This window comes from Flavobacterium esculini (assembly GCF_048284325.1).
Taxonomy (GTDB): Bacteria; Bacteroidota; Bacteroidia; order Flavobacteriales; family Flavobacteriaceae; genus Flavobacterium.
The window spans coordinates 359,070-382,893 of the sequence record NZ_JBLVPI010000002.1; the positions used below are offsets into that span (position 1 = coordinate 359,070).

Sequence of the window (23,824 nt, forward strand, 5' to 3'; positions counted from 1 at the left end):
GTATACTGTGAGCTACTCAAACAATTCTCCTCGATGCGGTTTCAAAGCATCTCTCACCTGAATCATGTTTTCATCGGTAACCACCATAAAAGCGATGGCTTGCATTTCGCCATGAATTTCAAAACCGGTGATGTTCAATTCCAGTTTCTCAATAGCGATGTATTCTTTCAAATGAATTTCGTGATGCTCCGCCGTTTTTGCGGAAGCAGGACCACGGAAATCCCAAATCAGTTTTATTTTTCTAGACATTTTGTTGGAGTTAATAGTTTAACGGGTTGATCGGTTAACTGTTTTGAACAGGGCAAAGTTACAAAGTCTTGTTTTAAAATAAGGTAATTTGAAAAATTGAAAATGGATTCTTTATTTGATTCACTAATTCCACTTCAAAATACTATTTTTGCACTTTGTTTTTCGAATAAACGATTAACAAGACAATGATTAAACAATATAAAATGCCTCAAGAACTCCTTTTACAAGTACTGCCAGAAATAGCTGCAAATGAATTGTTGCTAAAAGACTATTTAGCGAAACAAATTAAGGTTGCTACCAAAGAAATCGAGCATGTTTCCATTTTAAAACGTTCTATTGATGCGCGTCAGAAAGCGGTAAAAATTAATTTGAAAGTGGTGATTTATTTGAAAGGAGAATCTTTTCAGGAGCATAAATTTCAACTTCCCGATTATAAGAATGTAGCAACGGCTCAAGAGGTAATTGTTGTTGGGGCCGGTCCTGCAGGACTTTTTGCAGCATTGCAATTAATTGAATTGGGTTTAAAACCAATAGTCATTGAGCGTGGAAAAGATGTTCGTGGCAGAAGAAGAGATTTGAAAGCAATCAATGTAGAGCATCTTGTCAATGCAGATTCCAATTATTGTTTTGGCGAAGGTGGAGCGGGAACGTATTCGGACGGGAAACTATACACGCGTTCTAAAAAAAGAGGTGATGTAACTAGGATTTTGGAATTATTTGTGGCTTTCGGAGCTTCGGAAGATATTTTAATTGATGCGCATCCGCATATTGGAACCAATAAATTACCTCAAATTATTCAGGATATTCGAGAGAAAGTCATCGAATGTGGCGGGCAAGTCTTGTTCGAAACCCGACTGACTGATATTTTGGTTAAAAATAATGAAGTGCAAGGCATAGTTACTCAAAGAGGAGACACGATTCTGGCTAATAAACTCATTTTGGCCACAGGACATTCTGCCCGTGATATTTTTGAATTATTGGACAAGAAGCAAATTTTTATCGAAGCCAAACCTTTTGCCTTGGGCGTAAGAGCCGAGCATCCACAATCGTTAATCGACAGCATTCAGTATAGTTGTGATTATCGTGGTGAACATTTACCTCCGGCACCTTATTCTATTGTGAAGCAAGTAGGAGGTAGAGGTATGTATTCGTTTTGTATGTGTCCCGGTGGTGTGATTGCACCTTGTGCCACGAGTCCGGGTGAAGTGGTTACGAATGGCTGGTCTCCATCCAAAAGGGATCAAGCGACTGCCAATTCTGGAATTGTAATCGAATTAAAACTCGATGATTTCAAACCGTTTGCCAAATTTGGTGCTTTAGCCGGAATGGAATTTCAAAAAAGTATTGAACAAAAAGCATGGCATTTGGCCGGAGAGAGCCAAAAAGTTCCTGCACAACGCATGATTGATTTTACCCAAAATAAAGTTTCATCGGATATTCCGAAAACGTCTTATGTGCCCGGAACCACATCAGTAGAAATGGGGCAGGTTTTTCCTGGGTTTTTAACGCAAATATTGCGTGAAGGTTTCTCTGAATTTGGAAAATCCATGCGCGGTTATTTGACTAATGAGGCGGTGCTTCACGCGCCAGAGTCAAGAACTTCCTCGCCAGTACGCATTGCCAGAGATCCATTTACTTATGAGCATGTTCAAATAAAAGGCTTGTATCCTTGTGGAGAAGGGGCCGGTTATGCGGGTGGGATTATATCTGCGGCGATTGATGGAGAGAAATGCGCGCTGATGATTGGTGCAATCTTGAATAAATAAAAATCCCGAATCACAGGTTGTATCCCTTGTCCAAAAAGGCGAATTTCCTTTTAGAAGAAATCGATAAAGTTTAATCTGATGACATGCATTTCGACGAATATATCGGCTTCTTTTAGGATTGGAGTTGGAATGTCAGTATATTCCAAAACATCTGAATTGCCAAAAGTTGAAAAAATTAGCGCTTTCATTTTGTTACTTTATTTTTATTAAATTCCTGTAAACATTGATTGATTTTATTATATAATAATTTTTCATCAATGGGTTTTGATACATAATCATTCATTCCGACTGCTTTGCATTTTTTTATATCCACCGAAGTGACGTCGGCTGTAAGTGCAATTATGGGAATATCTGATTTCATTGTATCGCGAATGTGTGCCGTAGCTTCAAACCCATTCATTTCCGGCATTTGTAAATCCATCAAAATGATATCGTAATTGGTTTTTTCGAGGTTTTCAATGCCAAGTTTACCATTATCGGCAATAGTTACATCGCAACCAAAATCCAATAATATTATTTTTATCAAAAGCTGATTCAGTGCAATGTCTTCAACAACCAATACTTTTATGTTTTCGGTTGCTTTTTCTTCACATGGATTTTCCTGAATCGGTTTTATTGCAGGTAAGGGTATTATTTCAGTTGTCGAATCTCTTTTCTCAAAGGGTAACACAAAACCAAAAGAGGAACCTTTTCCTTCTTCACTTTCTACTATAATCGTCCCTCCCTGGAGTTCTACCAATTGTTTAACGATGGCGAGCCCTAAGCCCGTTCCTCCAAAGGAGCTGCTAATGTCCGCAGAGGCTTGTTCGAAATTATTGAAAACTTCAACTAATTTATTCTTCGGGACTCCTATCCCTGTATCCGTTATCAGGAATTCAATGATTGCTTTTTCAGCGTCTTCTTTTAATAAACGAACGGATATTGAAATGGTGCCAGCTGCTGTAAACTTCACGGCGTTACTCATCAGATTTAGGATTATCTGGCGTAGGCGCATAGGATCGCCAATCAAATTCAAAGGAATATTGTAGTCATATTCATTGATTAATTCTAAATTTTTTTCCTTCATTTTAGGTTCAAACAAATGAAGCATTGTAGCAATGGAAACAGATAAGCTTATCGGAAGTTTCTCAAAAATCATCTTTCCGGAGTCTACTTTGGCAATGTCAAGAATATCATCTATTAAAACAATCAATGAATCTCCGGATTCTTTGATTGCATTCATGTATTCTTTTTGGGAATCATCTAATTTTGTCTTTAACACAAAATTAGTAAACCCAATAATTCCATTCATGGGAGTTCTTATTTCGTGGCTCATATTCGATAAAAACTGCTGCTTGGATTTTACCGCTTCTTCAGCAATTTGTGTTTTTAGCTCTGCATTTATTTTAGCTTCAACCAATTCTTTTTTAGCTAGTACTTGTGCCGTTACATCATAAGCAATAATAGTCACGCCAGAAACACTTTGATCCGCTTCCAGATAAGGCTGATAAACAAAATTAAAATAAGTTTGCTCTAATTTTCCGTTGCGAAACATAGGTGCCAGAAGCGAATCTCCATAAAAGGCGATACCGGTAGTGTATACTTCGTCCAGCAATTTTGGAAATTCCAAATCTTTAAGCTCCGGCAAAATGGATATGAATTTTTTTCCTTCAACAGCATTTCCTTTTCCCCATATTTCTTTTATGCTGTCATTGGCAAGTGTAACTACCATATCTTTCCCTTTTAATATTGCTATGGCAAATGGGGAGGTCATCAGCATTAGATTGTAACGTTTTTCACTATTTTCGATCTCTTTAAGAGATTTTTTTTCTATTTCGAGTTGTTCTTCTAAGATTCTTTTTTCTTTTGTTTGGAGTTCAATTGCTAATTTTCGTATCGCAGTAATATCGTTAATAGCCAGAATAATTGATTCTTGGCCAGTTGTTTTTTTAACAAAGTGACTGGCATTTAGTAACATTATTTTTTCGCCAAGATTTGGAAACGTACGTTTCACCTCCAGATCTTGAATGACAGCCTTTTTGGCATTGGTATTATTAAGCAATTCGTCAAGTTCGGGTATGTTCCTTATAAAATGAATTGCTGGCAGATTTTATATAGAAGTCTTTGTCCAGTATCAGCATTGTCTCATGAATGGTGCCAATGATAGCTTCAGCATATTCATACGCTTCAGCCAGTTGCTCATTGTTTTTTTTCAATGTCTGATTGCTGGAAATAAGTTGTTGGTTTTCGGTGATATCTTCCCCGTGCTGGATGATGTATTTCACATTATTATCGGCATCTAATACGGGAGAATGGCTTACTTTCCAATATCTAACTTCAAAGCCGCCACCATTTGCGTCCGTTTTTTTAATGTCGTATTTTTGAGCCGGCAAAGTATCTGTTGCCTTATTTTTAATCACTCTGTTAAAAGAGGCACGTATGTTTTTTTCTCCATCGGCATTTTCTTCATCGGGATTAATGGGAAATGAATCGAAAATATTCTTACCTAAAATAGTTGCTCTTTCTGTCATAGTAGTTTCCAAGAAAGCATCGGTAACTGCAATTATTGTAAAATTAAGATCAATAACTACTACTATTACCGGAGAAAGATTGAATAAATCTTTGAAATCATTTTCAATCATAAGCATGCTATTTTAGTTGTGAAAAATTATTTTATTTTCGCGATACTTTTAAAAATAGTACTAAAGCTAGTGTGTTTCTCTGGCATTGTAGTAATCTAAAAAGTCTGCAAAGTTGAGCAATTCAAATTCAAAAAAATTGTATTGCTTCTAATTATTATTATTAGTCTAAAAAAAGATGAAATATAATCAATATATGTGAATTTCAGTGTGAAATCATAGTTCACTCTTATTATTTTATAACTAACACTATTTCAGTTATTTTTAAAAATATTATGGAGTAAAAAGGTGTTTAGTTTATTAAATAACAAGTTTCTTTTGAACTTAAATGTCGCTTTTATGTTTTCGAGCTGGTTAGTTTCTTGTACATGTATTGAGCCGGAATAAATGACTTTTTTTAAATGGTTGATGATTAATTCGTAATCATGCCATTCTCCAAGCAGGTCAGTTAAATTATCCTTGTTTGAAAATAGTCTATTTTTCTTGTTATCCTTCAAAATTTTCTCACTGTACTGTAATTTTTTTAGTCGTTTGCGAAGTAGGTGTATTTGCTTGTTTTTTAAAGTGTTTTGGCGAAAGAATTTTTGAATTTCAGCTCTTTTTTTATGGATGTAACACTGCGTCTTTTTTTTGCTTATATTGGTGAGGAAGGAAGTGATTTTTCGATACTTTTTTTTCAGATTTGGACTTGATTTACTATTTATAATGGAGAAGTAAATTTTCAATTCTTTGGTCAGTTCTTTTTTTAAATAAGTGTTATAGTCTTTGGGCAAATTGAAAAAGAAATGTTTTTCAATTAAAGACAGTTCTACTTGAAGTTCGCGGACTTTTCCGGCCTGACGAAAAATAAGTTTAAACGGTTTGAAAGTCTTATTTTGTTTAAATCCGTTGGAGCAAAAGTCAACCAAGTCAAATAAAGCATGGAGCTTTTTGATTTCTACCCGAAGTGTGTGGAAAGTATCTGGTGTAAAAGATTGTGGTGGTTTTTGTAAAAGAAGGGTAATCGCAGTTTTTCGTTTTTTTAAATATTGATTAAACGCTTTCATCTTTTGAAATTGTTAATGACCGTTTGTCTTAAAAATAAAATAAGACGAAAGCTTTATCTTGATTGCGTTTAATGAAGTCTCATCAAGTAATTTATTTTTTTCGTCGAATTCTTCTTTCGTAATTTCTCCTTTGGCAAATCTTTTTTTTTTTAGAATATCCAATGCAGTGTCATTTTTTATTCGCTGACCGGGAATGTCATAAGGAGTTGTGAATATCCAGATGAGCATAATTACCCAAAATACCCACCACAAAACGTGTATTCCCGAAAAGGGATGTCCATTATGGATAGCGGGTTTTTTAAAAAGATTGAAAATTAGTATAAATGTATGAAATTTATAGTTGAAAGTCAAGTAATTACATGAGATTGTTTCTTTTGGGAAGTAAAAAACCGTCTGGTTATAGGAGACGGTTTTAGCATAATTTCTATTTTTTATTTTTCAATCGATCTTTAAATAGCTTTTCAAATTTTTCTATTTTGGGTTGAATTACCATTTGGCAATACGGTTGGTTTTTATTATTTGCATAATAATTCTGATGGTAGTTTTCTGCTTTGTAAAACTTGGTCAATGGTTCCAGTGTTGTTACTATAGGACTATCGTATATTTTAGCTTTTTTCAAAGCATTGATAATCGTTAGTGCGGCTACTTTTTGTTGTTCGTTTTTGTAGAAAATGGCAGATCGGTATTGTGTTCCGGCATCAGCACCTTGACGGTTTAACGTAGTTGGATCGTGGACAGTAAAGAATACTTTGAAAATTTCATCCAGATTCGTTACGTTTTTATCATAGGTAATTTGTACCACTTCGGCATAACCTGTTCTTCCCGTGGAAACATCTTCATATGATGGGTTCGTGATTTTACCACCAGCGTACCCCGAAACTGCCGATTTTACTCCATTTAGATTCTCATAAACTGCTTCCACGCACCAGTAACAACCGCCTGCTAAAGTGATGGTTTCGAGATTCGATTGTTTTGCAGCTTGGCCAGCAGTATTGTTTTGTCCAAACATACTCAATGTTGTCAAGAGACAAATTAAAAATAAATTCTTCATAATTATTTAGTATCAGGTATAAAGTCAAGGGCAATGGAATTCATGCAATATCTTTTTCCGGTAGGTGCAGGTCCATCGTCAAAAAGATGTCCTAAATGTCCGTCGCATCGGCCACAAAGAGCTTCGATTCTTTCCATACCCAGTGAATTATCGGTTTTATAAACTACACTATTTTTGTTATCTTGTTCAAAAAAACTGGGCCAACCGCAATTACTGGCAAATTTTGCACCAGAACGGAATAATTTATTGCCACAAGAAGCACAATAATAGGTACCTTTTTCATCCGTGTTCCAATATTTTCCTGTAAATGGTCTTTCGGTATCAGCATGTCGCATTACTTCGTAAACATCTTCAGGTAATACCTTTTTCCATTCGGCATCCGTAAGGTTTAGTTTTGTTGTATCTGTAGTGGAATAATACGGATTTCCAGGTTTGTTAATTGAATTTTCCATACTAGTGGGTTTTTTACTATTGTTTTGTTTATTTGCATTTTGCCCGCAGGCAGTAAATATGAATAGAGGGAGCAAAAATAATACGCTTAAAAAACGGGTTGTTGTTTTCATATATATTTTGTTTTTTTTATGCGAATATGGTATCGCCATTCTTCGTTATTAATTGTAATTTTTGAATCATAGTGATTTCATAATTTTGTTTTTGTACTACAAATGTAAAGCGGTTTTTCACTACAATGTGTCGCCTACTTTACAAATTAATAGTGATTTAAGTAAGTTTTAACTAATATTATTTACGTGAAAAAATAACTTTTGGATTTAGAATTAAAAAAACGTGTCGCTACAAACCCATTCGCATATTTATCAAGTGCTTTTTGAATCCCACTTTTTTATAGGCTTTAATGGCTGGATTGTTATCATTATAAACATCCAGTCGAAGTTCGGATATGTCTTTAGAACGACACCAACCCTTAAGCGCTTCAATAATTATGGAATTCACACCTTTGCCTCTGTGATTTTCATCCGTGTACATAAAACCTAAATAGGCATACGTTTCATGATTCAAATAGGGTTTTGCAGTTTCTATTCTGGCATATCCGGAGCCAATAAGCTGTGAATCAATTTCGGCTACCAATAGTTTAACATCAACTGCTGAAATCATTTTTTCAATATCGTAATAATGGATTTTTCCTTCTTTTAAGGTTGCGTCAAAAGGGCGTTCGGCAATAATAATTCCTTGTTCAAATTCAAGAAGTTTTTCTAAATCGTTAGGATGTGCTTTTCGGATCGTTATATTGTGCATTGTATTATTTGTATTTGAATATAAAAATACAAAAGAATATTCAAATGGATGGCTTTGTGTTTTATTTGGATTGCTCCAAAGTAATTCCACTTCAACAAATCGAAACAGAACGTTAAAGCCCCCTTCCATAATTTTCTTTTTTGTATTTTTGTAAGGCTAAAAATACTTATGAAAGAAGAAAACGTAATATTAGTTAACGAAAATGATGAGCAAATAGGATTGATGCCAAAGCTTGAAGCGCATGAAAAAGCCATTTTACATCGTGCTTTTTCGGTTTTTATTTTAAACAGTAAAAACGAGCTGATGCTGCAACAGCGGGCGCATCAAAAATATCATTCTCCTCTATTGTGGACCAATACCTGTTGCAGTCATCAACGGGAAGGTGAATCTAATGTGGAGGCAGGAAGTCGAAGATTATATGAAGAAATGGGTTTTAAAGCAGAACTCAAAGAGCTTTTTCATTTTATATACAAAGCCCCTTTTGATAACGGTTTGACTGAGCATGAACTGGATCACGTTATGATAGGGTATTATAATGATGACCCCGAAATTAATACGGAAGAAGTAGAAGACTGGAAGTGGATGAAGATAGAGGATGTGAAAGTTGATATGGAAATTCATCCCGAATTATATACTGTTTGGTTCAAAATAATCTTCGACGAGTTTTATCATTTTCTTGAAGAACATAAAGTGTAAGATTACAGGTATAAGATTTCAAAATGCAGTAATCTGAAATTGTAAATTAAAAATATAATTGTCATCCTGAACACAGTTGAAGGTTAACACCATAAATTAACATGAGAGTTACTATTTCACGAAAAGCCCATTTCAATGCGGCACACAGATTACATAGAAAAGACTGGACTTTCGAGCAAAACGAGGCCGTTTTTGGAAAATGCAATAATCCAAATTATCACGGACACAACTACGAATTGATTGTTAGTGTAACTGGAGCAATTGATCCCGAAACCGGTTTTGTCATGGATGTAAAATTCTTGAGCGAAATCATTAAGGAAGAAGTTGAAGATCGGTTTGATCATAAAAATCTTAATCTGGATGTTTTGGAATTTCAGGATTTAAATCCAACAGCCGAGAATATCGTGGTGGTGATTTGGAATAGAATCAGAAAAAGAATCAAATCACAATTTGAATTGGAAGTGGTTCTTTATGAAACACCTCGTAATTTTGTAACCTATAAAGGGGAATAATGGACTTAAAAGTGGGAGATAAAATCCCGAATTTTAAAGCGAAAGATACCAACGGCAATGATTTTGACAGTCAAAGTTTAGTTGGACATAAACCCCTTGTTGTTTATTTTTATCCAAAAGACAATACACCGGGCTGTAGCGCTCAAGCCTGCAGTTTTAGAGATCAATATGAAGATTTTAAGGATTTAGGTGCTGAGGTAATAGGTGTAAGCAGTGATAGTGTTGCTTCTCATCAAGAATTTACTGAACACTATAAACTGCCTTTTCTTCTTTTATCAGACCCTGATAAAAAAATCAAAAGACTTTTTGGTGTTCATTCTCAAATGCTTGGGCTAATTCCGGGACGTGTAACGTATGTAATAGATAAGAACGGAATTATTCAATTGATTTTTGATAGTATACTAGCTACTAGGCACATACCTAAAGCACTTGAAGCCATTAAAAGATTAGTATCATAGATTAACAAAATCGTATTAGATATATTTTGTGTTTTATCTTAATTTGCATCTTATCCCCACTTTATAGGTACCGTTTTTTTAAAATAAGGGAACTGAAGGCTAGTTTGTGGAAATGATAAAGATTATGCAAATTTGCAATACATAAAAAAAGTAAAATGAAATTTTATCCATTACAATTTGAACCCATTCTGAAAGAAAGAATTTGGGGAGGTGAAAAACTTAAAACGGTACTTAATAAATCAATTATATCTAAAATTACTGGGGAAAGCTGGGAGTTATCTACAGTAGAAGGCGATGTGAGTGTGGTAGCTAACGGTGAATGGAAAGGAAAGTTATTGACTATTTTGATTAATGAATGTCCAAACGAAATTTTAGGGACAGCTGTTCATGATCGATTTGGAAAACAATTTCCATTGCTTTTCAAATACCTGGATGCTCGTGAAGATTTGTCCATACAAGTTCACCCTAACGATGAGTTGGCTAAAAAGCGACATAACTCTTTTGGAAAAACAGAAATGTGGTACATCATGCAAGCTGATGATGACGCTAGAATAATAGTTGGATTTAAAGAAAAATCGGATGCCAACGATTATTTAGAAAATCTAAAAAATAAAACCTTACTTTCTATTCTTGACGACGTAAAAGTAAAATCAGGTGATGTCTTTTTCTTGGAAACAGGAACAGTTCACGCTATTGGTGCGGGATTAGTTGTTGCCGAAATTCAGCAAACATCAGATGTTACCTACCGTCTTTATGATTTTGACAGGGTAGATGCTAAGGGAAATACAAGAGAACTACATGTTGATTTGGCTTTGGAGGCGATTAACTATAATACTGTAGAAACCAAAAGAGAATATACTAAAAATGTAAATGAATCCAATGAAGTTGTAGATTGTCCTTATTTTACCACTAATTTTATTCCGTTAGATGGTGAAATTACTGTTTCAAAATCTGGAAAAACCTTTACAGTGTATATGTGTTTGGAAGGAGGATTTGAAATTGATTTTGACAATTCAAAAGCGCAATATAAAAAAGGAGATACTGTTTTGATTCCCGCTGCAATGAATACATTCATTCTCAATGGAAAAGCTTCAATTTTAGAAATTTACATTTCATAGTCGGTAATAGAAAGATTATGTGTACTTTTGCAGACGCAAATTAAAATTCAAATTTTAAAAAAATAAAAATGGCAAACGTTAAGAATTTAAAGAAAGACATCAACTACGTTTTAGGAGATATTATTGAAGCAGTTTACTTGTTCGAAATTTCTACAACAGGAAAACCAACAACAGAAACTAATGCTTTAATTGACGAAGCGATCGCTGCTTTTGACATTTTAATCACAAAAGTGAACGAAAAAAAGGTAGAAGATAAAAAAGCACACTTCAAACAAATCAATGTTGAATTGGAACAAACTGCTAATCAATTGATTGCTAAAATCAACGAATTGTAGTCAAAAAAAAGCAAAAAAAGTTCGAATTTGTTTTGGAAAATAGAAATTCAGACTTATATTTGCACCCGTAATGAGTCGCCAGCGTAGCTCAGTTGGCTAGAGCAGCTGATTTGTAATCAGCAGGTCGTGGGTTCGAGTCCCTCCGCCGGCTCTTTAATAAAACCATCTAATACTCTTAGATGGTTTTTTGTTTTTATTAAAAAAAAGGCAACATTAAATTTAATTCAAGGTTAAAAAAAACCGTCTCGATATATCGAGACGGTTTTTTTATTTTGAAAATAAGAATAGTAATACATTTTATCCTTGTGTAATATTTTTTTTGTTAAATTTGAAATCTAACCTAAAAAAAAAATAGTTATGGAAGAGCATTCAGTTATTGAAAATTTTGAAATGAGACTAAATGAATCTGCAAAAGATTTTTTGAAAGAAACGGCTAAATGGGCTCATTTTTTATCAATCCTTGGTTATATAGGAATTGGTATTATTGTTTTGGCTGCGTTATTTGCGGGTACATTATTTTCTAAGGTTGGCAATATGGCACCTGGGATGGACGCTATGGGGTCTTCTATGGGGATAATTATAACTGTTCTGTATTTAGTACTTGCAATTCTTTATTTTTTTCCGGTGTATTACTTAAATAAATTTGGATCTAATGCTAAAGCAGCGTTTAGAGATAATGATTCGGAAACACTTGCTGTCTCTTTAGAATATTTAAAATCGCATTACAAGTATATTGGAATTATGACATTGGTTGTTTTCTCTTTATATATTTTAATGTTTGCAGGCATGTTAATTATGGGAATGGCTTTAAAGAGTTAATCAATACTTGATTTACACTTACCGTAAAATAGAAAAACCGTCTCGATATATCGAAACGGTTTTTCTATTTTACGGTAAGTTATAATTAACAACTCATTTATTTTTGCTTTTTGATATCGGCAACATATTTAGTCAATTTTTTTCCATAAAGCGATTGTGCTACTTTTGGAGACATGGATTTTTGAATCGTATCCAAGTATTTAATATTGATATCATAGATCTCTGATAAGGCAATATAAGGTGCTACCTCGTAGTTTTTATTGTTTATTGCAAAGTTAGTAGCAAATAAATACTTTCGTTTTGTATTAGAGTCTTGTCTTGCGTTTAAACTGTCAATAGCTTTAGCGTTATTGCTTTTAATGGCATTGAATTTTTTTTCAATTAAAGTAAGATTTTCATCTGTGAAACGTGAATTTATTTTTTTGTATTCTTCAAATAAATCATTATTCTTTGATCCTGTAATTTTAGCGCCAGAAAGATATGAATCTAAACTAGTTTCAATAGTTATATTTCCTGGTTCGGCAAAAAAGGAAAGATTATTGTCTAATGAATTGCTCACGCCTCTGTCCAGAAATAAATAAAGCATTTCAGGAGATTTTAAATCTAAGTCACTTTCAAATGCAGAACTTCCATCGATGTTAATGGTGTCAATAGCAACAAGTGTGGTGTCCATTACTCTTTGAATGTACAACGTTCCTTTTTTTAATCCTTTAATATTTCCGGTAATATGTAAGTTTGTTTTGGAATCCTTTTCGGTACAAGCCGACAAAAGTAAAAGGGTAACGAATGCAATAATAGATTTTTTCATGTGAAGTTAATATTTGTTTTTTTGAACAGGGTGTCGCCATTTTTTAATATAATTTGTCCCGTCCCGAAATTTCGGGATCGGGATTGAATCATGGCGATTTCCTTTGTGTTTATATTTTGACGCAAAATAAAGAAAATTGTTGGAATGATTGGTAACGCATTCAAATTTTACAAAAAAAAAATCCCAATCTATTTCTAAATTGGAATTTTCTGAATTATTTTTTTATCTAGGCTTTAAGCCAAGCGTCTTTTAGTTTGCTCTTGGAAGAATCGGTTGCTTTAAGGCCTTCTTTTTCTTCATAAGGGAGTTTTACTTTTCCTTTTATGATTTGCTCCTTTCCCTCGCGTTTTATTTTCACGGTAATTGCATCGTTTTCTTTCCAATTTTGGCTTTCGGTTATCATTTCATAAATATTGTCTAACGAATAGGATTTGTCATTTATAGCCATTATAACATCTCCTCCTTTAATACCAAGGGTAGTATAAAAATCAATTAACTTTATATTTGGATCAACGAGAATTTCCTTGGTTTGCTGATTAACCGTGATGTATGGTGTTTTTTCTTTTAAGAAAACGTTGCCAGAAACTTTTTTCATCGTATTTGTAACACCCACTTTGGCTAAGTAGGTAGCATAAGGGATTGGAGTTGTTCCAGAGACATAAGTCTTTAAAAAAGTTCCGACTTCAGGATAGGTTAAAGCGGTGATTTTTGCGAAAAGCTCTTCGTCATTAAATGGTTTTTTTGGACCATATTCAGTCGAAAGTTTTTGCATCAAATCAAGAATTCCTTTTTCGCCATTGCTTTTTTCTCGGATTATAATATCCAAGCACATCCCAATAAGGGCTCCTTTTTCATACACATTCAAATATTGATCTTTGTATGGCTCTGTCAATACATTAGCACTCATCGTTGTAAAAGACATCGTGTCATTCAGGGTATTGGCGCGCGTAATTTTTTCGGCTATTCGGGTGTAAAATTCTTCTTCATTAATTAGGCCTTGATTAATTTGAAAAAGATTAGCAAAATATTCAGTTACACCTTCATACATCCATAAGTGCTGAGACATCTTTGGGGCATTATAATCAAAATATTGAATTTCTTTAGAATGAATTGATAAAGGAGTCACGATATGAAAAAATTCATGTGAAACTACATCTTTCATTGATTTTACTAATTCGTCTTTTGGCATCATTTCAGGTAAAACTACTGTTGTTGCGGTAGGATGTTCTAAAGCACCAAATCCTTTTGCGTCATCTTCCTTCATAGTGGACAGGTATACTAAAACGCTGTATTTTTTAGTGGCATTTATTTTACCCAGAAAATTCTTTTGGGCGGTCATCATCGTTTTCATTTCCGGAGTAATACTTTCGGCGGTATATTTGCCCGTAGGAGAATATACAGCAATCAGTATTTCCATTCCGTCAACTGTAAAAGTGGTATAATCTGGCTTGGCATACATGATCGGGTTTTCGACTAATTCAGCGTAGCGAGACATAATGAATTTGTCATTTGTGGTACTTGCGTCCAAATCAGTCATAGAGGTTGCTCCCCAAAGTGTTGCTGGATGTGAAATGGTTACATTATACGGTATTGACATGTAATTTGTAAAATAACCCACAAAACAATGCGTGTTAAGCATTATGTTTTTTCCGGCATCGATATTAGAACCTGCAGGTGAAAAAATTTCATCACCACCAAATTTTTTCCCGGTTTCGGTATCAAAGGAGTCACTTACCAAATAAGTGATTTTATCTAAAGTTTTTGCATTCGCAATGGACCAAGAATTAGCGTCTGTTTTATTTACCGCCAATAGATTTCCTTTTGTATCATACGCTTTTAGATCATCAATATATCTACCGTAGTTGTCTTCAGAATACGTTCCTGGAACTGTTTTTGGAATATGATATGTGATTTCATCAGTCGAAATTGATGGCGTATGGATTGTTACCATCACCTTGTCATCTTTTATTTCATTTAGATTGATTGCAACTTGAACTTCTTGTTTTGCAGTGGTAGTAGCCGATGAACTGGCAGTTTTGCAACTCCAAAGAATAGAAGCTAAGGCAAGGGATAAAAATATTCGTTTCATTTTCGTTTGTTTTATTTTAGCTGTTAGTCTTTTAAAAACGTAATTGTTACAGTTTATAAGGATTTAATGAAAACAGTAATAGTGCTGGTTAATTTTGGCGATACAGGTAAATCAGGATTGGTATAGGATTTCATATTTTCGGTATCATCACCCTTGATTTCTTTGAAAATGTGATTCATGTTATCAATAATGACGAGTTCAGCATCAGGTTTTGCTTTTTTCAATAACTCCGCATCTGCAACATTGACTTGTAAATCTTTGGTTCCATTGATTAGCAATGCCGGAATTTTTAGCTTTTTGATTTCATCTTGCGGATTGTATTTTAACCATGAAATCATATAAGGTTGAACGCTAGCTCTAAATAAAGAAGCTAACATTTGATTTTTTAGTTCAAAAGTTTTTCCGCTTTTAAGAATTTCAAGATCTTTTTGTACTTCTTCTTTTAGAAAAGGGGCTTGTTTCTCTATTTGCTCTACTAAAACAGCATCAATCGTTCTACCGGCTCCTTCCAATGAAATAAAAGCGTCGGAATTGTTATTTGCGGCTAGCATTCCTATTAGTGAGCCCTCACTATGTCCAGCAATTATTATTTTGTTGTATTTTTTTTGATTTTTGAAATAACTAAAAACGTCTTTTGCATCATTGACAAAATCATCAAACGAAAGTGTCATTTCATTTACACTTCCGGATAACATTTGAGCGATAATCCTTTTGTCATAACTGAAAACGGCAATGTCATTTTTTACCAATTCTTCGGATAAGTATTTAGAAGAGTTGTTGATTAAACCTTTTTGGTTTCCATTTCTATCCGTAGGTCCGGAACCGGCAATTAGAATGACAAGATTCGTCTTCTTGTTTTGTTTTAAAGGAGAATACAACGAACCTTTTATCAATGTATTTATAGAAAATTCTTCTTTGTTAAAAGACTGAATTGCTGTTTTTGCCTGAGAATGACATAATGTTGAAAATAATGTCAGGAATAAGAGTAGTGATTTTTTCATTTTATTTAATGTTTAATAAGCGTATTGTTTCTTCAGGATTTTAGACTTCGAGAAATAATTTAGAAAAAAAGTTCTCTATCAATGCTGCAATAATTATTTTTTTCTTTTGTATCGTTATTTTAGTAAGGGACACTCTAAAAACAAAAAACTCCTGAATGATACAGGAGTTTTATTTTAGTCAAGTTTATTTTTTATGTAATATTTACCATCCAAATCTTCATCAAAATCATCTATTTTAACGGGTTTTGGTTTTGGCTTATTTGCAGTAGCTTTCTTTTTCCACATTTCAAATTTTTCTGCGGGCATCTTCTTTTTCATGATCTCAAGAACTTCTTTTTCGGCCAGACCAAATTCTTTTTTGATAATTTCAAAAGGATTTTTTTCCTCTAAGGCCAGTGTAACAAGTTTTTCTGTTTGTTCCCAGTTCAATTCTTTGCGGTTACTCTTTTTCATCACGTGAAAATTAATTCAAATAAGTTGTTAATGATTAATAAATGTCATTTCTAATTATATTCCAATATTAAGAAAAAAAATAATTACTTCGTATCAAAAGAAGATTTTTTTTATTGTTTTTAGTGGTTTTCTTTTGAACGGGGTTTTTGAAACGGTATTTTGAGCAAATTTTTTAGTTGGTTGTGCTCCTCGGGCTTTGTATGGGTATCGATGCCGTAAATGATTTCTTCTTTTGGAAGTGTCATAAAGGTACCAAAAAGACGGTCCCAAACCGAAAATATATTGCCGTAATTGCTATCGGTATAGGGTAAAACATGATGATGGTGTACTTTATGCATGTCTGGCGAGACAATAAAATAGCTCAAAATGGTATCTAATTTTTTGGGAAGCGAAATATTGGCGTGATTAAATTGTGTGGCAACAACGGATAAAGTTTGATAAAGAAAAACCATCCACATAGGACTTCCTACGATTAAAACCCCCAGAGTGGTAAAGACAAATCGGATAACACTTTCTCCGGGATGATGTCTATTCGCAGAGGTGGTGTCTATCCAAGTATCGGTATGATGAATTAAGTGAAAACGCCATAGCAATTTAGTTTTATGTTCTACTAAATGCACCAAATAAGCTCCTATTAAATCCAATAAAAGTAATCCAATGATCATATAAATCCATAGTGGCATTTGCGGAAGCCATTGTAAAATTCCAAAATGATTTGCAATTGTCCAATCAGCAGCTTTTAATAAAATAAAAGCCAGACAGAAATTGACAACGATAGTCGTGAACGTCAGAAAAATATTGATACTCGCGTGATGCCATTTTTTATAGGTAAAAATTTAAAAGCGGAAAAGCATCTTCTATCAACCAAAAAATAGTGATTCCGCCCACAAGAATTAAACTTCTATGCGAAGATGGAATAGTGGAAAAATAGGCAATAATAGTATTCATAGTTTGGGTATTTATTCAAATCTAATGATTTTTTTTAGAAATTATTTATTTGATTACCCTGAAAGTACCATTTATTCTGGGACCTATGGGTTTAGCGGTTTTTGGGATTTGATGTTTCCAGAAATGCTGTGTAGTTCCTTTCATTAGTAATAAACTGCCGTGTTCAAGAACGATACTTTTTTTCTGGTCTTTATCGGAATTGTGTTTTAATTGGAACGTGCGTTCGGCACCAAAACTCACCGAGGCAATTACAGGATTTATTCCTAATTCTTTTTCGTTGTCAGCATGCCAGCCGTTGCTGTCTTTTCCGTCGCGATACTGATTGAGTAAAACGGTGGTGAAATCCGTATCGGAAACACTTTCAATCCGTGTTTTGATCTTTTGCAAAAGCGAATTCCATGGATGCGGTTGCATTTTTATATTCGAATAAGAATATGGTTTTCCTTCGTTTCCAAATAAAGCTGTCAAACGAGGTTGCGGATGAATTTTGCCAAAAACTCGAATCTCATCTTGTTGCCAAGGAATTTCATTTAGCAGTTCATCATAAATGCTATCGGCTTCTTCTTTGTCAAAAAAAGCGGGATAATAGATGATTTCTGCATCTGGCAAATGGAGCTGTATTGATTCTGGTGTGGAGTCAAATAGTGATTTCAATGGCTTAAATATATTGGTAAGCCCAGAAAATCAAGGCTAATTGTAAAGGCATTCGTAGCAGTAAAACCCATTTGGGTAAACCCATTCTTGCTTTTTCATTTGCATACATATAAAGATGGGTTGGGAAAATAGCTATTAATAAGGCTATAATTCCCCATGCCCCGTAATTTGAGATTACAGGAATACACAGTATTATTCCCAAAAGTATTTCGGCAAAACCGCTTATGGAATTTAATAATTTTGGATTTGGAAAAAAAGGAGGAATGATTTTTAGGTAAAGTCGAGGGTTTCTGAAATGATTCAATCCTGCTACCATGTAAACAAAAGCCATTACATATAAATGCCAAGGTAAATTCATAATGAAATTATTTATTACGAATTTATAAAAAATAGTGGTATTAATACTCTTGATTTGAAAATTAGGGGGCTTTCTTAAAATTCACATTCATGATGATAATGGCCAGAATTATTAAAACAATTCCAAACCATTGAAGAGCATTTACTTTTTCGCTTAAAAGAAAATAGGCCATTAGTACCGAAACCGGAAGTTCTAATGCGGACACAATGCTTCCTAAACCAATTCCGGTGAGCGGGAAACCGGCATTAAACAACAATGGCGGGATTATTGTTCCAAAAAGGGCCAGTACAATTCCCCATTTCATAAAAATAGAAAAGTTAATAGGGGTTGTTTGTGTTGCGATTGCAAAACCAGCTACGATAATGGCTCCGCCAAGTAGCATATACAAACTGCGTTGCGCTGATGAAATATGAGTTGCCACACGATTCGCGGTAAACATGGTTGTGGTAAAAGATGCTGCAGCTAAAAGACCCAAAACGATCCCTCGCCAGTCTAGTTGTATTTCGCTTTGAATAAGATTGGTGGCAAGTGCAGTTCCTAATAAAACAATGATTACAGAAACTATTTTTTGAGTGGAAGGAATTTTCTTTTCTAAAATCATTTCGAATAAAACACCCATCCAAACGGTTTGCATCAATAAAACGATAGCGATAGAAACAGGAATGTATTTTACGGCTAAATAATAAAAAACACTGGTCATTCCCAAAGATGTTCCGGCAAGCATCAATTGAAAAATATTTTTCTTGGAGGCTTTTACAACAGCATTGCCTTTTTTAGCTTTTTGAAAGCTATTGATAAGCAGCATTCCCAGAATTCCATATACAAACTGGGCAATTGTTACTTCGGGAGTGGTAAAACCTTCGCCATACGCTATTTTTACAAACGTAGCCAGCATTCCGTAGCTCGTTGCACCAAGACCCACTAATAAAACTCCTTTTAACACCCTATTCTTTATCATTTATTCCATTTTAAAAAGCGGGCAAAGATAAGGTTTTGTAGTGATTTATGCCTTTTTTAAAATAATCCTTCCAGAATTTTGTTTCGTATTCCGATTTGAGAGGAATCAAAATCAAATTTGTTTTTTAAAAGTGAGGCATAAACGCTTCTAAAATCAATATCGTGTTTTAAATCTCCATTGTCTAAATCCGAAAGGTTTGGGTTTCTTCCTATGATTTTTCCTCGGTTATTTCCTCCAATAATAAACATTGGAGCAGCCGTTCCGTGGTCAGTTCCCTTTCCATTGTCTTTTACGCGGCGACCAAATTCCGAGAAAACCACTATTGTTACGTTTTGTAATTGTTGTGATTTTTTCAAATCTTGGTAAAAACTAAAAACGGCATCATTGAGATCCGTCAATTTGTTTTTGTGTATTGCAAGTTGATTGTCATGGGTGTCAAAACCACCTAGCGATGTGTAATATACCTTTGAGTTCAGGTTTCCTTTTATCAATTTCGAAATCCATTCGAGGTTTTTAGCCAAGCCAGATTTTGGATAAACCACATCTGAAACGGCTGATTTAGATAACGCTTTTTGGATATCATCGGAACCTTCAATGACGGAATTGGCAATTTTTCGAACAAAATCCAGTTGCGGATTATCGGATAATTGGCTGTCGTTTTCCAATCTGTTTTTTGTAATAAACCGATTGGGATCTTTTACGGTAATCGAGTTGGGTTCTTCGCCTTTCAACGCTAAATTATCGATGGAGTCAATGTTTATGCCCGCCGTGGGTTGGTGTTCCTTGCATTGCAAATCAAGATAGCGACCGAGCCAGCCTTCATTGAGATATTCCTGATTAGCGGGCGCCGTTTGCCAAATTTCCTGACTTCGAAAATGAGAACGAACCGGATTTGGATACCCCACATTTTGTATGACGGACAAATCGCCGCTTTGCTGTATGCTGGCAAAACCTTTAAGAGCGGGATGAAACGCCATCCCTTTTGACGAGGAAAGTACTTCTGTTTTTGAAATGGAAATTTTGGGACGCAAGTCATAATAAAGGGCATCTTCAAATGGAATAAAGGTGTTTAGCCCATCATTTCCACCATTTAACTGAACAAAAACAATGCATTGTTCACCCAAAACCAAAGTGTTTTGAGAGCCAAAAGAATATAAAAAATCAGGCAATAGGAGTGACCCTCCTGTAAATGTCCCTGTGAGTGTTAAAAAATTTCTTCTGTTCATAATAGTAGTCTTAATGTCCAAAGTCTAAAGTCTAAAGTCTAAATTTTATTTGACTTTAGGACATTTTACTTTCGACTCATATTAGTTGGAATTCCGGTGTCTTTACCATAAAATTAAATAATCGCGTCACGGCATTTTCGGAACCTTCGGTTTTACTGTCGAAATCGTATTTTAATAATTTCTCAAAATCCTGCTGGTCGGTTTCATCGGTTTGAAATAGTAGTCGGTCTTTGAGTTCGGCAATGATTTGCTTATTATTCCCTTCTTTGTCCCAATGCAGCATTGCGTTTCTGGGCCGGTTAGGGTTTTGTTTCCTCATCGCATTCTCATTTTCTTTTTTTCCCCGGTTTAAGTTTTTACCGTTACAAAGTAAATCGGCAACATTGTTTCGTTGGAGAAAAACTTGCGAAGTGAGCCACGAATTCCCGCCGTCCCATCCTTTTACATTGGGCTGGTTGAATAAATCCATACCTTGGTCCTTGATAAAATGCGCCATTAATTTTCCATTCGGATTTTGAACATGGAGTTCATCCATTAATTGTAAAAGGTATTCCAACGGATTTTTAATTTTGGAACCTGCATTGTTTTTGGGGAATTCTTCGGTGAAAATTTTGGTCAGAAGTGGTTTGATTTCAAAATCGACTTTCTTGAAATAATCACCATAATAGTGCACTAACTCCTTCTTTGGATTATCATAAATAAACCATTTTAAGATCTTTCGAGTGATTAAATAAGGGATTTTGGGTTGTTCGAAAATGGCATCGACCATTTCATCCAGTTTTAAATTGCCTTTTTTACCCAGATAACTAAAGCTTTCATTGTCTTCGAAAAATTTTCTGTACACTGCATTTTCTTCCCCAATGCCAAGTCCGGCAAGACCTTTGGCTCCGTTTTTAATATCTTCTTCCGTGTAATTTCCTATTCCAAGGGTAAAAAGTTCGAGTAATTCCCGACTTAAATTTTCATTGAGCTTGTCTTTCCTATTGTCGGTATTATCGAGGTAACGCACCATCGCATTAGTTTTAATGATTTCTTTGGTCATGATTTTGAAATTTCCAAAAGCATGCTCCCTTAAAATTTGATTGTGCTGAAAAACCCAATAATTGACCTTCACTTTTTGATACGTGGACACAAAATGGTTGTGCCAGAAACAGGTCATTTTTTCGCGAAGCGGAAATTCGTCCTCGTTCATTTTACCAATCCACCAAGCTTTCATTTCGAAGGAAGTTTGCACTTCATTTTTTTGCATTTCTTTTGCTTCTTCGGGACTTGAGGCTTTTAATTTTTTCCGGAGTACTTTGAATTCAGTAAATGATTTCGGACTGTTTTCCAGGAAATCAGGAACTTTCGAATCAAACTTTTGGGCAAAAGACTGTTCCAAGAAATTTTTTAAACCTGTTCTTTTGATGGTTTCCGCCTGTTTAGCTGAATATCCGAGTCGCAAGGACCAAAGGGTGTGGTTGTTCATAATCTAAAGTGCTTGACAGTTGGACTTTATAATTGTAAAAGGGTTTAATGGGAAAACAATAAAGTTTGTTCTTCTTTAATAACAGAAACTATCAGGTTTTCGTATTTATAACCAAATAAGTTACACGCCTTCTTTTTTATCCATTAAATCGCTCAAATGCAAGCGAAGTGCATCGACAGAAATATTAATTTCCCAAAACGATAAACCCAATGAAATCAGTAAACTGAATAAACTCAATCCAAAAAGATAAACGCCAAATAATTGCTGATCTAAAAATAATAACAACATCGTAAATACCGACAAGAATAGACTCAAGACGCCAGCCATTTGCATGTAGCGAATGAGGGTCAATCGTAAGTTTAGGTTTTTAATTTCCAATAAAATCAAGCTGTTTTCTTTCTCCTTGTATACTTTTTTCAGTCCTCTTATGATGGTGGCTATCGTTAGAAACCGATTGGTATATGCCAATAAAATCAAGGAAGTTGCGGAGAAAAGGAGGGCAGGAGTTTCAATAGGTAAGGTCATAATTATGGTTGTTTCTTTATAATGAAATATCTAAAGTACGCAATTCGATTCAAAGTTGGATGAATTGCCTATTTGCGGTATCTCGATAGGTTTTTTAAAATAATCTAATTTTGGGTAGGGTAAAGTGCTTTACAGTTGTCTTACTATTGAAGTTAGAATACAAACAATAGTAACTGTAACTAAAATTTATAATCATGAAAATAATTAAAGCCCTGCTTGTCCTGTTTTTTTTGGGAACAATAGCAACAGTACAAGCCCAAGATGCCCGTGTAGAAAGTGAAACACGTATAAATTCCAATCCGGATAAAATCACGTATTACCAACAAAGGGGGAGTGAAGATGCCAATTATGAGTTAACATTTCAGGCTAAAACTAAAGCCGAAGAGAAAGCCTTTTGGAAAGAGCAAAAAGAGTACGAAAAAGAGCTAAAGAAAAAGAATAGAAAAGCCTATCGGGCCTATATTGCCAGTAAGGAAGATGTTTATACAACACATCATGCTCATTGTGATGCCCATTGCCACCATAGTGATTCTTTTTATGGACATGCGGGATTTTATTATTACGAATATGATCAAAGAAATTATCAAAGAAGACCAAGCAATACTTCGGTAAATACACAAATAGGCGTGCGTGCCCCCAGCATACGATTTGGCCTTTAGTATATTGAAGTTTGCAAAAAGCCGTTTTTTCTTGTATAGAAAAAACGGCTTTATTTATTTTATAGCAGGTATTTTGCATTGTTCTCTGTTACAATAAATCCTATTGCGACAAAAAGTAAACTCATTCCAATTAATACGTAGGTCATTTATTTGTATTATTTATCTGATTTTTTTTGTGGGCACGAGCGAGACGCTCGCGCTAGCTTGAGGATTTTTATTGATTATGAAAAGTTAAATTTCACATGAGATTTTAATCCTTCATCTATGATTTTGTTTTCAATTAATAAATTTCGATTTTGACTTTTTTTGTTATTTTCATATTTTTTTATCAAGTCTTTTAACTGTTCAGAATTATAATTTGAAAGAGTATTAAAGATTTTATATTTGAATCGTTCTAAGTTTATGTTATTTTTTAAAGTTTCATATTTCTCTTTACTCCAATTTTCGGTTTTAACTTTATTTTTTAAATAATCCAAACAAACCTTTTCAAAATATTTATTGTATTCCGTAATTTTGATGATTCTATTAATTAAATCTTTATTCTCTTCACTTGGCATGGCCATTTTTGGCGGTTCTTCATATACTTGAGCAGAGCAAATTTCAGATTTGGCGAAAAACATAAAAATTAATAATGCGAAAGTGATTCTTTTGTTCATTTTTTTTGGTTTATTTTAATTTATAGTAATAGTTTTAAATTGTCTTAGATTCTTGATTCTGCGTTATCTGTATACGAGATGATTTTTACATATCCGCGA

28 protein-coding genes, 1 tRNA gene and 1 pseudogene are annotated in these 23,824 nt (G+C 34.3%); 9 read left to right on the forward strand and 21 right to left on the reverse strand.

Features of this window, described 5'->3' with window-relative positions; genetic code table 11:
• Positions 1-12: 12 nt before the first annotated feature.
• Positions 13-249, reverse strand: a complete 237-nt coding sequence (locus ACNQGG_RS03285; RefSeq protein ID WP_417961495.1) for a hypothetical protein — start codon at positions 247-249, stop codon at positions 13-15.
• A gap of 203 nt (positions 250-452) precedes the next feature.
• Between ACNQGG_RS03285 and ACNQGG_RS03290 the strand changes: the two genes are divergently transcribed.
• Positions 453-2,015, forward strand: a complete 1,563-nt coding sequence (locus ACNQGG_RS03290; protein ID WP_417961497.1) for an NAD(P)/FAD-dependent oxidoreductase — start codon at positions 453-455, stop codon at positions 2,013-2,015.
• A 50-nt stretch (positions 2,016-2,065) separates the two neighbouring features.
• Here ACNQGG_RS03290 and ACNQGG_RS03295 read toward each other — a convergent pair whose 3' ends face one another.
• From ACNQGG_RS03295 to ACNQGG_RS03330, 8 genes are all read right to left on the reverse strand, one after another.
• Complete coding sequence (locus ACNQGG_RS03295) at positions 2,066-2,203, reverse strand: hypothetical protein (protein WP_417961498.1); 138 nt, start codon at positions 2,201-2,203, stop codon at positions 2,066-2,068.
• Entirely contained in the window at positions 2,200-4,056 is a 1,857-nt protein-coding gene (locus tag ACNQGG_RS03300; protein ID WP_417961500.1) for an ATP-binding protein, read from the reverse strand. Before ACNQGG_RS03300 ends, ACNQGG_RS03295 begins: the two co-directional genes overlap by 4 nt.
• Positions 4,057-4,060: 4 nt before the next feature.
• Positions 4,061-4,636 carry a PAS domain-containing protein gene (locus ACNQGG_RS03305; protein ID WP_417961502.1) on the reverse strand — a complete coding sequence of 192 codons (576 nt, stop codon included), beginning with the start codon at positions 4,634-4,636 and terminating at the stop codon, positions 4,061-4,063.
• Positions 4,637-4,887: 251 nt separating this feature from the next.
• Positions 4,888-5,679, reverse strand: coding sequence for a CHAD domain-containing protein (locus ACNQGG_RS03310; RefSeq protein WP_417961504.1), 792 nt, complete (start codon positions 5,677-5,679; stop codon positions 4,888-4,890).
• A 12-nt stretch (positions 5,680-5,691) separates the two neighbouring features.
• On the reverse strand, positions 5,692-5,907 hold the full coding sequence (locus tag ACNQGG_RS03315; protein WP_417961506.1) for an SHOCT domain-containing protein: 216 nt from the start codon (positions 5,905-5,907) through the stop codon (positions 5,692-5,694).
• A 196-nt stretch (positions 5,908-6,103) separates the two neighbouring features.
• On the reverse strand, positions 6,104-6,730 hold the full coding sequence (gene msrA / locus ACNQGG_RS03320; RefSeq protein WP_417961508.1) for a peptide-methionine (S)-S-oxide reductase MsrA: 627 nt from the start codon (positions 6,728-6,730) through the stop codon (positions 6,104-6,106).
• Between the two features lie 2 nt (positions 6,731-6,732).
• Positions 6,733-7,293 carry a peptide-methionine (R)-S-oxide reductase MsrB gene (gene msrB / locus ACNQGG_RS03325; RefSeq protein WP_417961510.1) on the reverse strand — a complete coding sequence of 187 codons (561 nt, stop codon included), beginning with the start codon at positions 7,291-7,293 and terminating at the stop codon, positions 6,733-6,735.
• A gap of 229 nt (positions 7,294-7,522) precedes the next feature.
• Entirely contained in the window at positions 7,523-8,113 is a 591-nt protein-coding gene (locus ACNQGG_RS03330) for a GNAT family N-acetyltransferase (protein ID WP_417961512.1), read from the reverse strand.
• A 39-nt stretch (positions 8,114-8,152) separates the two neighbouring features.
• Between ACNQGG_RS03330 and idi the strand changes: the two genes are divergently transcribed.
• From idi to ACNQGG_RS03365, 7 genes are all read left to right on the forward strand, one after another.
• Positions 8,153-8,680: an isopentenyl-diphosphate Delta-isomerase gene (gene idi, locus ACNQGG_RS03335; RefSeq protein ID WP_417961514.1), complete on the forward strand. Its 528-nt coding sequence runs from the start codon at positions 8,153-8,155 to the stop codon at positions 8,678-8,680.
• 101 nt (positions 8,681-8,781) lie between these two features.
• A complete protein-coding gene (locus ACNQGG_RS03340) occupies positions 8,782-9,192 on the forward strand; it encodes a 6-pyruvoyl trahydropterin synthase family protein (RefSeq protein WP_417961517.1) in 411 nt (136 codons plus the stop codon).
• Entirely contained in the window at positions 9,192-9,650 is a 459-nt protein-coding gene (locus ACNQGG_RS03345; RefSeq protein ID WP_417961519.1) for a peroxiredoxin, read from the forward strand. Before ACNQGG_RS03340 ends, ACNQGG_RS03345 begins: the two co-directional genes overlap by 1 nt.
• Positions 9,651-9,805: 155 nt before the next feature.
• Positions 9,806-10,768: a type I phosphomannose isomerase catalytic subunit gene (locus ACNQGG_RS03350; RefSeq protein WP_417961521.1), complete on the forward strand. Its 963-nt coding sequence runs from the start codon at positions 9,806-9,808 to the stop codon at positions 10,766-10,768.
• A gap of 68 nt (positions 10,769-10,836) precedes the next feature.
• Positions 10,837-11,103, forward strand: coding sequence for a hypothetical protein (locus ACNQGG_RS03355; protein WP_417961523.1), 267 nt, complete (start codon positions 10,837-10,839; stop codon positions 11,101-11,103).
• 77 nt (positions 11,104-11,180) lie between these two features.
• Positions 11,181-11,254, forward strand: a tRNA-Thr gene (locus ACNQGG_RS03360).
• A gap of 206 nt (positions 11,255-11,460) precedes the next feature.
• Entirely contained in the window at positions 11,461-11,922 is a 462-nt protein-coding gene (locus ACNQGG_RS03365; protein WP_417961525.1) for a hypothetical protein, read from the forward strand.
• Positions 11,923-12,019: 97 nt separating this feature from the next.
• Here the strand turns inward: ACNQGG_RS03365 and ACNQGG_RS03370 are convergent, their stop codons facing one another.
• The 11 genes and pseudogenes from ACNQGG_RS03370 to ACNQGG_RS03420 all read right to left on the reverse strand — a co-directional run bounded on the left by ACNQGG_RS03370 (position 12,020) and on the right by ACNQGG_RS03420 (position 22,410).
• Positions 12,020-12,730, reverse strand: a complete 711-nt coding sequence (locus ACNQGG_RS03370; protein ID WP_417961527.1) for a DUF4369 domain-containing protein — start codon at positions 12,728-12,730, stop codon at positions 12,020-12,022.
• Positions 12,731-12,956: 226 nt separating this feature from the next.
• Positions 12,957-14,819, reverse strand: a complete 1,863-nt coding sequence (locus tag ACNQGG_RS03375; protein ID WP_417961529.1) for a M61 family metallopeptidase — start codon at positions 14,817-14,819, stop codon at positions 12,957-12,959.
• Positions 14,820-14,872: 53 nt separating this feature from the next.
• Positions 14,873-15,820 (reverse strand): alpha/beta hydrolase, encoded by a 948-nt coding sequence (locus tag ACNQGG_RS03380; RefSeq protein ID WP_417961531.1) that lies wholly within the window; start codon positions 15,818-15,820, stop codon positions 14,873-14,875.
• 174 nt (positions 15,821-15,994) lie between these two features.
• On the reverse strand, positions 15,995-16,273 hold the full coding sequence (locus ACNQGG_RS03385) for a DUF2805 domain-containing protein (protein ID WP_035670363.1): 279 nt from the start codon (positions 16,271-16,273) through the stop codon (positions 15,995-15,997).
• Between the two features lie 119 nt (positions 16,274-16,392).
• A pseudogene (locus ACNQGG_RS03390) lies at positions 16,393-17,221 on the reverse strand (sterol desaturase family protein).
• A 45-nt stretch (positions 17,222-17,266) separates the two neighbouring features.
• Positions 17,267-17,875, reverse strand: coding sequence for an alpha-ketoglutarate-dependent dioxygenase AlkB family protein (locus ACNQGG_RS03395; protein WP_417961533.1), 609 nt, complete (start codon positions 17,873-17,875; stop codon positions 17,267-17,269).
• 4 nt (positions 17,876-17,879) lie between these two features.
• Positions 17,880-18,233, reverse strand: coding sequence for a DoxX family protein (locus ACNQGG_RS03400; protein WP_417961535.1), 354 nt, complete (start codon positions 18,231-18,233; stop codon positions 17,880-17,882).
• Between the two features lie 61 nt (positions 18,234-18,294).
• Positions 18,295-19,191 (reverse strand): EamA family transporter, encoded by an 897-nt coding sequence (locus ACNQGG_RS03405; protein ID WP_417961537.1) that lies wholly within the window; start codon positions 19,189-19,191, stop codon positions 18,295-18,297.
• Positions 19,192-19,247: 56 nt separating this feature from the next.
• Complete coding sequence (locus tag ACNQGG_RS03410; protein WP_417961539.1) at positions 19,248-20,417, reverse strand: DUF1501 domain-containing protein; 1,170 nt, start codon at positions 20,415-20,417, stop codon at positions 19,248-19,250.
• Positions 20,418-20,493: 76 nt separating this feature from the next.
• Complete coding sequence (locus ACNQGG_RS03415; RefSeq protein ID WP_417961541.1) at positions 20,494-21,885, reverse strand: DUF1800 domain-containing protein; 1,392 nt, start codon at positions 21,883-21,885, stop codon at positions 20,494-20,496.
• Between the two features lie 120 nt (positions 21,886-22,005).
• Positions 22,006-22,410, reverse strand: a complete 405-nt coding sequence (locus tag ACNQGG_RS03420) for a DUF2721 domain-containing protein (RefSeq protein WP_416857525.1) — start codon at positions 22,408-22,410, stop codon at positions 22,006-22,008.
• A 194-nt stretch (positions 22,411-22,604) separates the two neighbouring features.
• On the opposite strand from ACNQGG_RS03420, the gene ACNQGG_RS03425 reads away from it, so the two are divergent.
• Entirely contained in the window at positions 22,605-23,069 is a 465-nt protein-coding gene (locus ACNQGG_RS03425) for a hypothetical protein (RefSeq protein ID WP_417961543.1), read from the forward strand.
• Positions 23,070-23,290: 221 nt separating this feature from the next.
• Here ACNQGG_RS03425 and ACNQGG_RS03430 read toward each other — a convergent pair whose 3' ends face one another.
• A complete protein-coding gene (locus ACNQGG_RS03430; RefSeq protein ID WP_417961545.1) occupies positions 23,291-23,689 on the reverse strand; it encodes a hypothetical protein in 399 nt (132 codons plus the stop codon).
• Positions 23,690-23,824: the final 135 nt, after the last annotated feature.

Bases quoted from the DNA above. Each gene is read 5' to 3' on its own strand.
- ACNQGG_RS03405 (WP_417961537.1), bottom strand. From the start codon at position 19,191: ATGATAAAGAATAGGGTGTTAAAAGGAGTTTTATTAGTGGGTCTTGGT.
- ACNQGG_RS03345 (WP_417961519.1), top strand. From the start codon at position 9,192: ATGGACTTAAAAGTGGGAGATAAAATCCCGAATTTTAAAGCGAAAGAT.
- ACNQGG_RS03370 (WP_417961527.1), bottom strand. From the start codon at position 12,730: ATGAAAAAATCTATTATTGCATTCGTTACCCTTTTACTTTTGTCGGCT.
- ACNQGG_RS03330 (WP_417961512.1), bottom strand. From the start codon at position 8,113: ATGGAAGGGGGCTTTAACGTTCTGTTTCGATTTGTTGAAGTGGAATTA.
- ACNQGG_RS03375 (WP_417961529.1), bottom strand. From the start codon at position 14,819: ATGAAACGAATATTTTTATCCCTTGCCTTAGCTTCTATTCTTTGGAGT.
- ACNQGG_RS03425 (WP_417961543.1), top strand. From the start codon at position 22,605: ATGAAAATAATTAAAGCCCTGCTTGTCCTGTTTTTTTTGGGAACAATA.
- ACNQGG_RS03385 (WP_035670363.1), bottom strand. From the start codon at position 16,273: ATGAAAAAGAGTAACCGCAAAGAATTGAACTGGGAACAAACAGAAAAA.
- ACNQGG_RS03350 (WP_417961521.1), top strand. From the start codon at position 9,806: ATGAAATTTTATCCATTACAATTTGAACCCATTCTGAAAGAAAGAATT.
- ACNQGG_RS03305 (WP_417961502.1), bottom strand. From the start codon at position 4,636: ATGATTGAAAATGATTTCAAAGATTTATTCAATCTTTCTCCGGTAATA.
- ACNQGG_RS03295 (WP_417961498.1), bottom strand. From the start codon at position 2,203: ATGAAAGCGCTAATTTTTTCAACTTTTGGCAATTCAGATGTTTTGGAA.
- ACNQGG_RS03285 (WP_417961495.1), bottom strand. From the start codon at position 249: ATGTCTAGAAAAATAAAACTGATTTGGGATTTCCGTGGTCCTGCTTCC.
- ACNQGG_RS03415 (WP_417961541.1), bottom strand. From the start codon at position 21,885: ATGAACAACCACACCCTTTGGTCCTTGCGACTCGGATATTCAGCTAAA.
- ACNQGG_RS03400 (WP_417961535.1), bottom strand. From the start codon at position 18,233: ATGAATTTACCTTGGCATTTATATGTAATGGCTTTTGTTTACATGGTA.
- ACNQGG_RS03315 (WP_417961506.1), bottom strand. From the start codon at position 5,907: ATGCTCATCTGGATATTCACAACTCCTTATGACATTCCCGGTCAGCGA.
- ACNQGG_RS03410 (WP_417961539.1), bottom strand. From the start codon at position 20,417: ATGAACAGAAGAAATTTTTTAACACTCACAGGGACATTTACAGGAGGG.
- ACNQGG_RS03355 (WP_417961523.1), top strand. From the start codon at position 10,837: ATGGCAAACGTTAAGAATTTAAAGAAAGACATCAACTACGTTTTAGGA.
- ACNQGG_RS03290 (WP_417961497.1), top strand. From the start codon at position 453: ATGCCTCAAGAACTCCTTTTACAAGTACTGCCAGAAATAGCTGCAAAT.
- ACNQGG_RS03340 (WP_417961517.1), top strand. From the start codon at position 8,782: ATGAGAGTTACTATTTCACGAAAAGCCCATTTCAATGCGGCACACAGA.
- msrA (WP_417961508.1), bottom strand. From the start codon at position 6,730: ATGAAGAATTTATTTTTAATTTGTCTCTTGACAACATTGAGTATGTTT.
- msrB (WP_417961510.1), bottom strand. From the start codon at position 7,293: ATGAAAACAACAACCCGTTTTTTAAGCGTATTATTTTTGCTCCCTCTA.
- ACNQGG_RS03430 (WP_417961545.1), bottom strand. From the start codon at position 23,689: ATGTTTTTCGCCAAATCTGAAATTTGCTCTGCTCAAGTATATGAAGAA.
- ACNQGG_RS03380 (WP_417961531.1), bottom strand. From the start codon at position 15,820: ATGAAAAAATCACTACTCTTATTCCTGACATTATTTTCAACATTATGT.
- idi (WP_417961514.1), top strand. From the start codon at position 8,153: ATGAAAGAAGAAAACGTAATATTAGTTAACGAAAATGATGAGCAAATA.
- ACNQGG_RS03310 (WP_417961504.1), bottom strand. From the start codon at position 5,679: ATGAAAGCGTTTAATCAATATTTAAAAAAACGAAAAACTGCGATTACC.
- ACNQGG_RS03420 (WP_416857525.1), bottom strand. From the start codon at position 22,410: ATGACCTTACCTATTGAAACTCCTGCCCTCCTTTTCTCCGCAACTTCC.
- ACNQGG_RS03365 (WP_417961525.1), top strand. From the start codon at position 11,461: ATGGAAGAGCATTCAGTTATTGAAAATTTTGAAATGAGACTAAATGAA.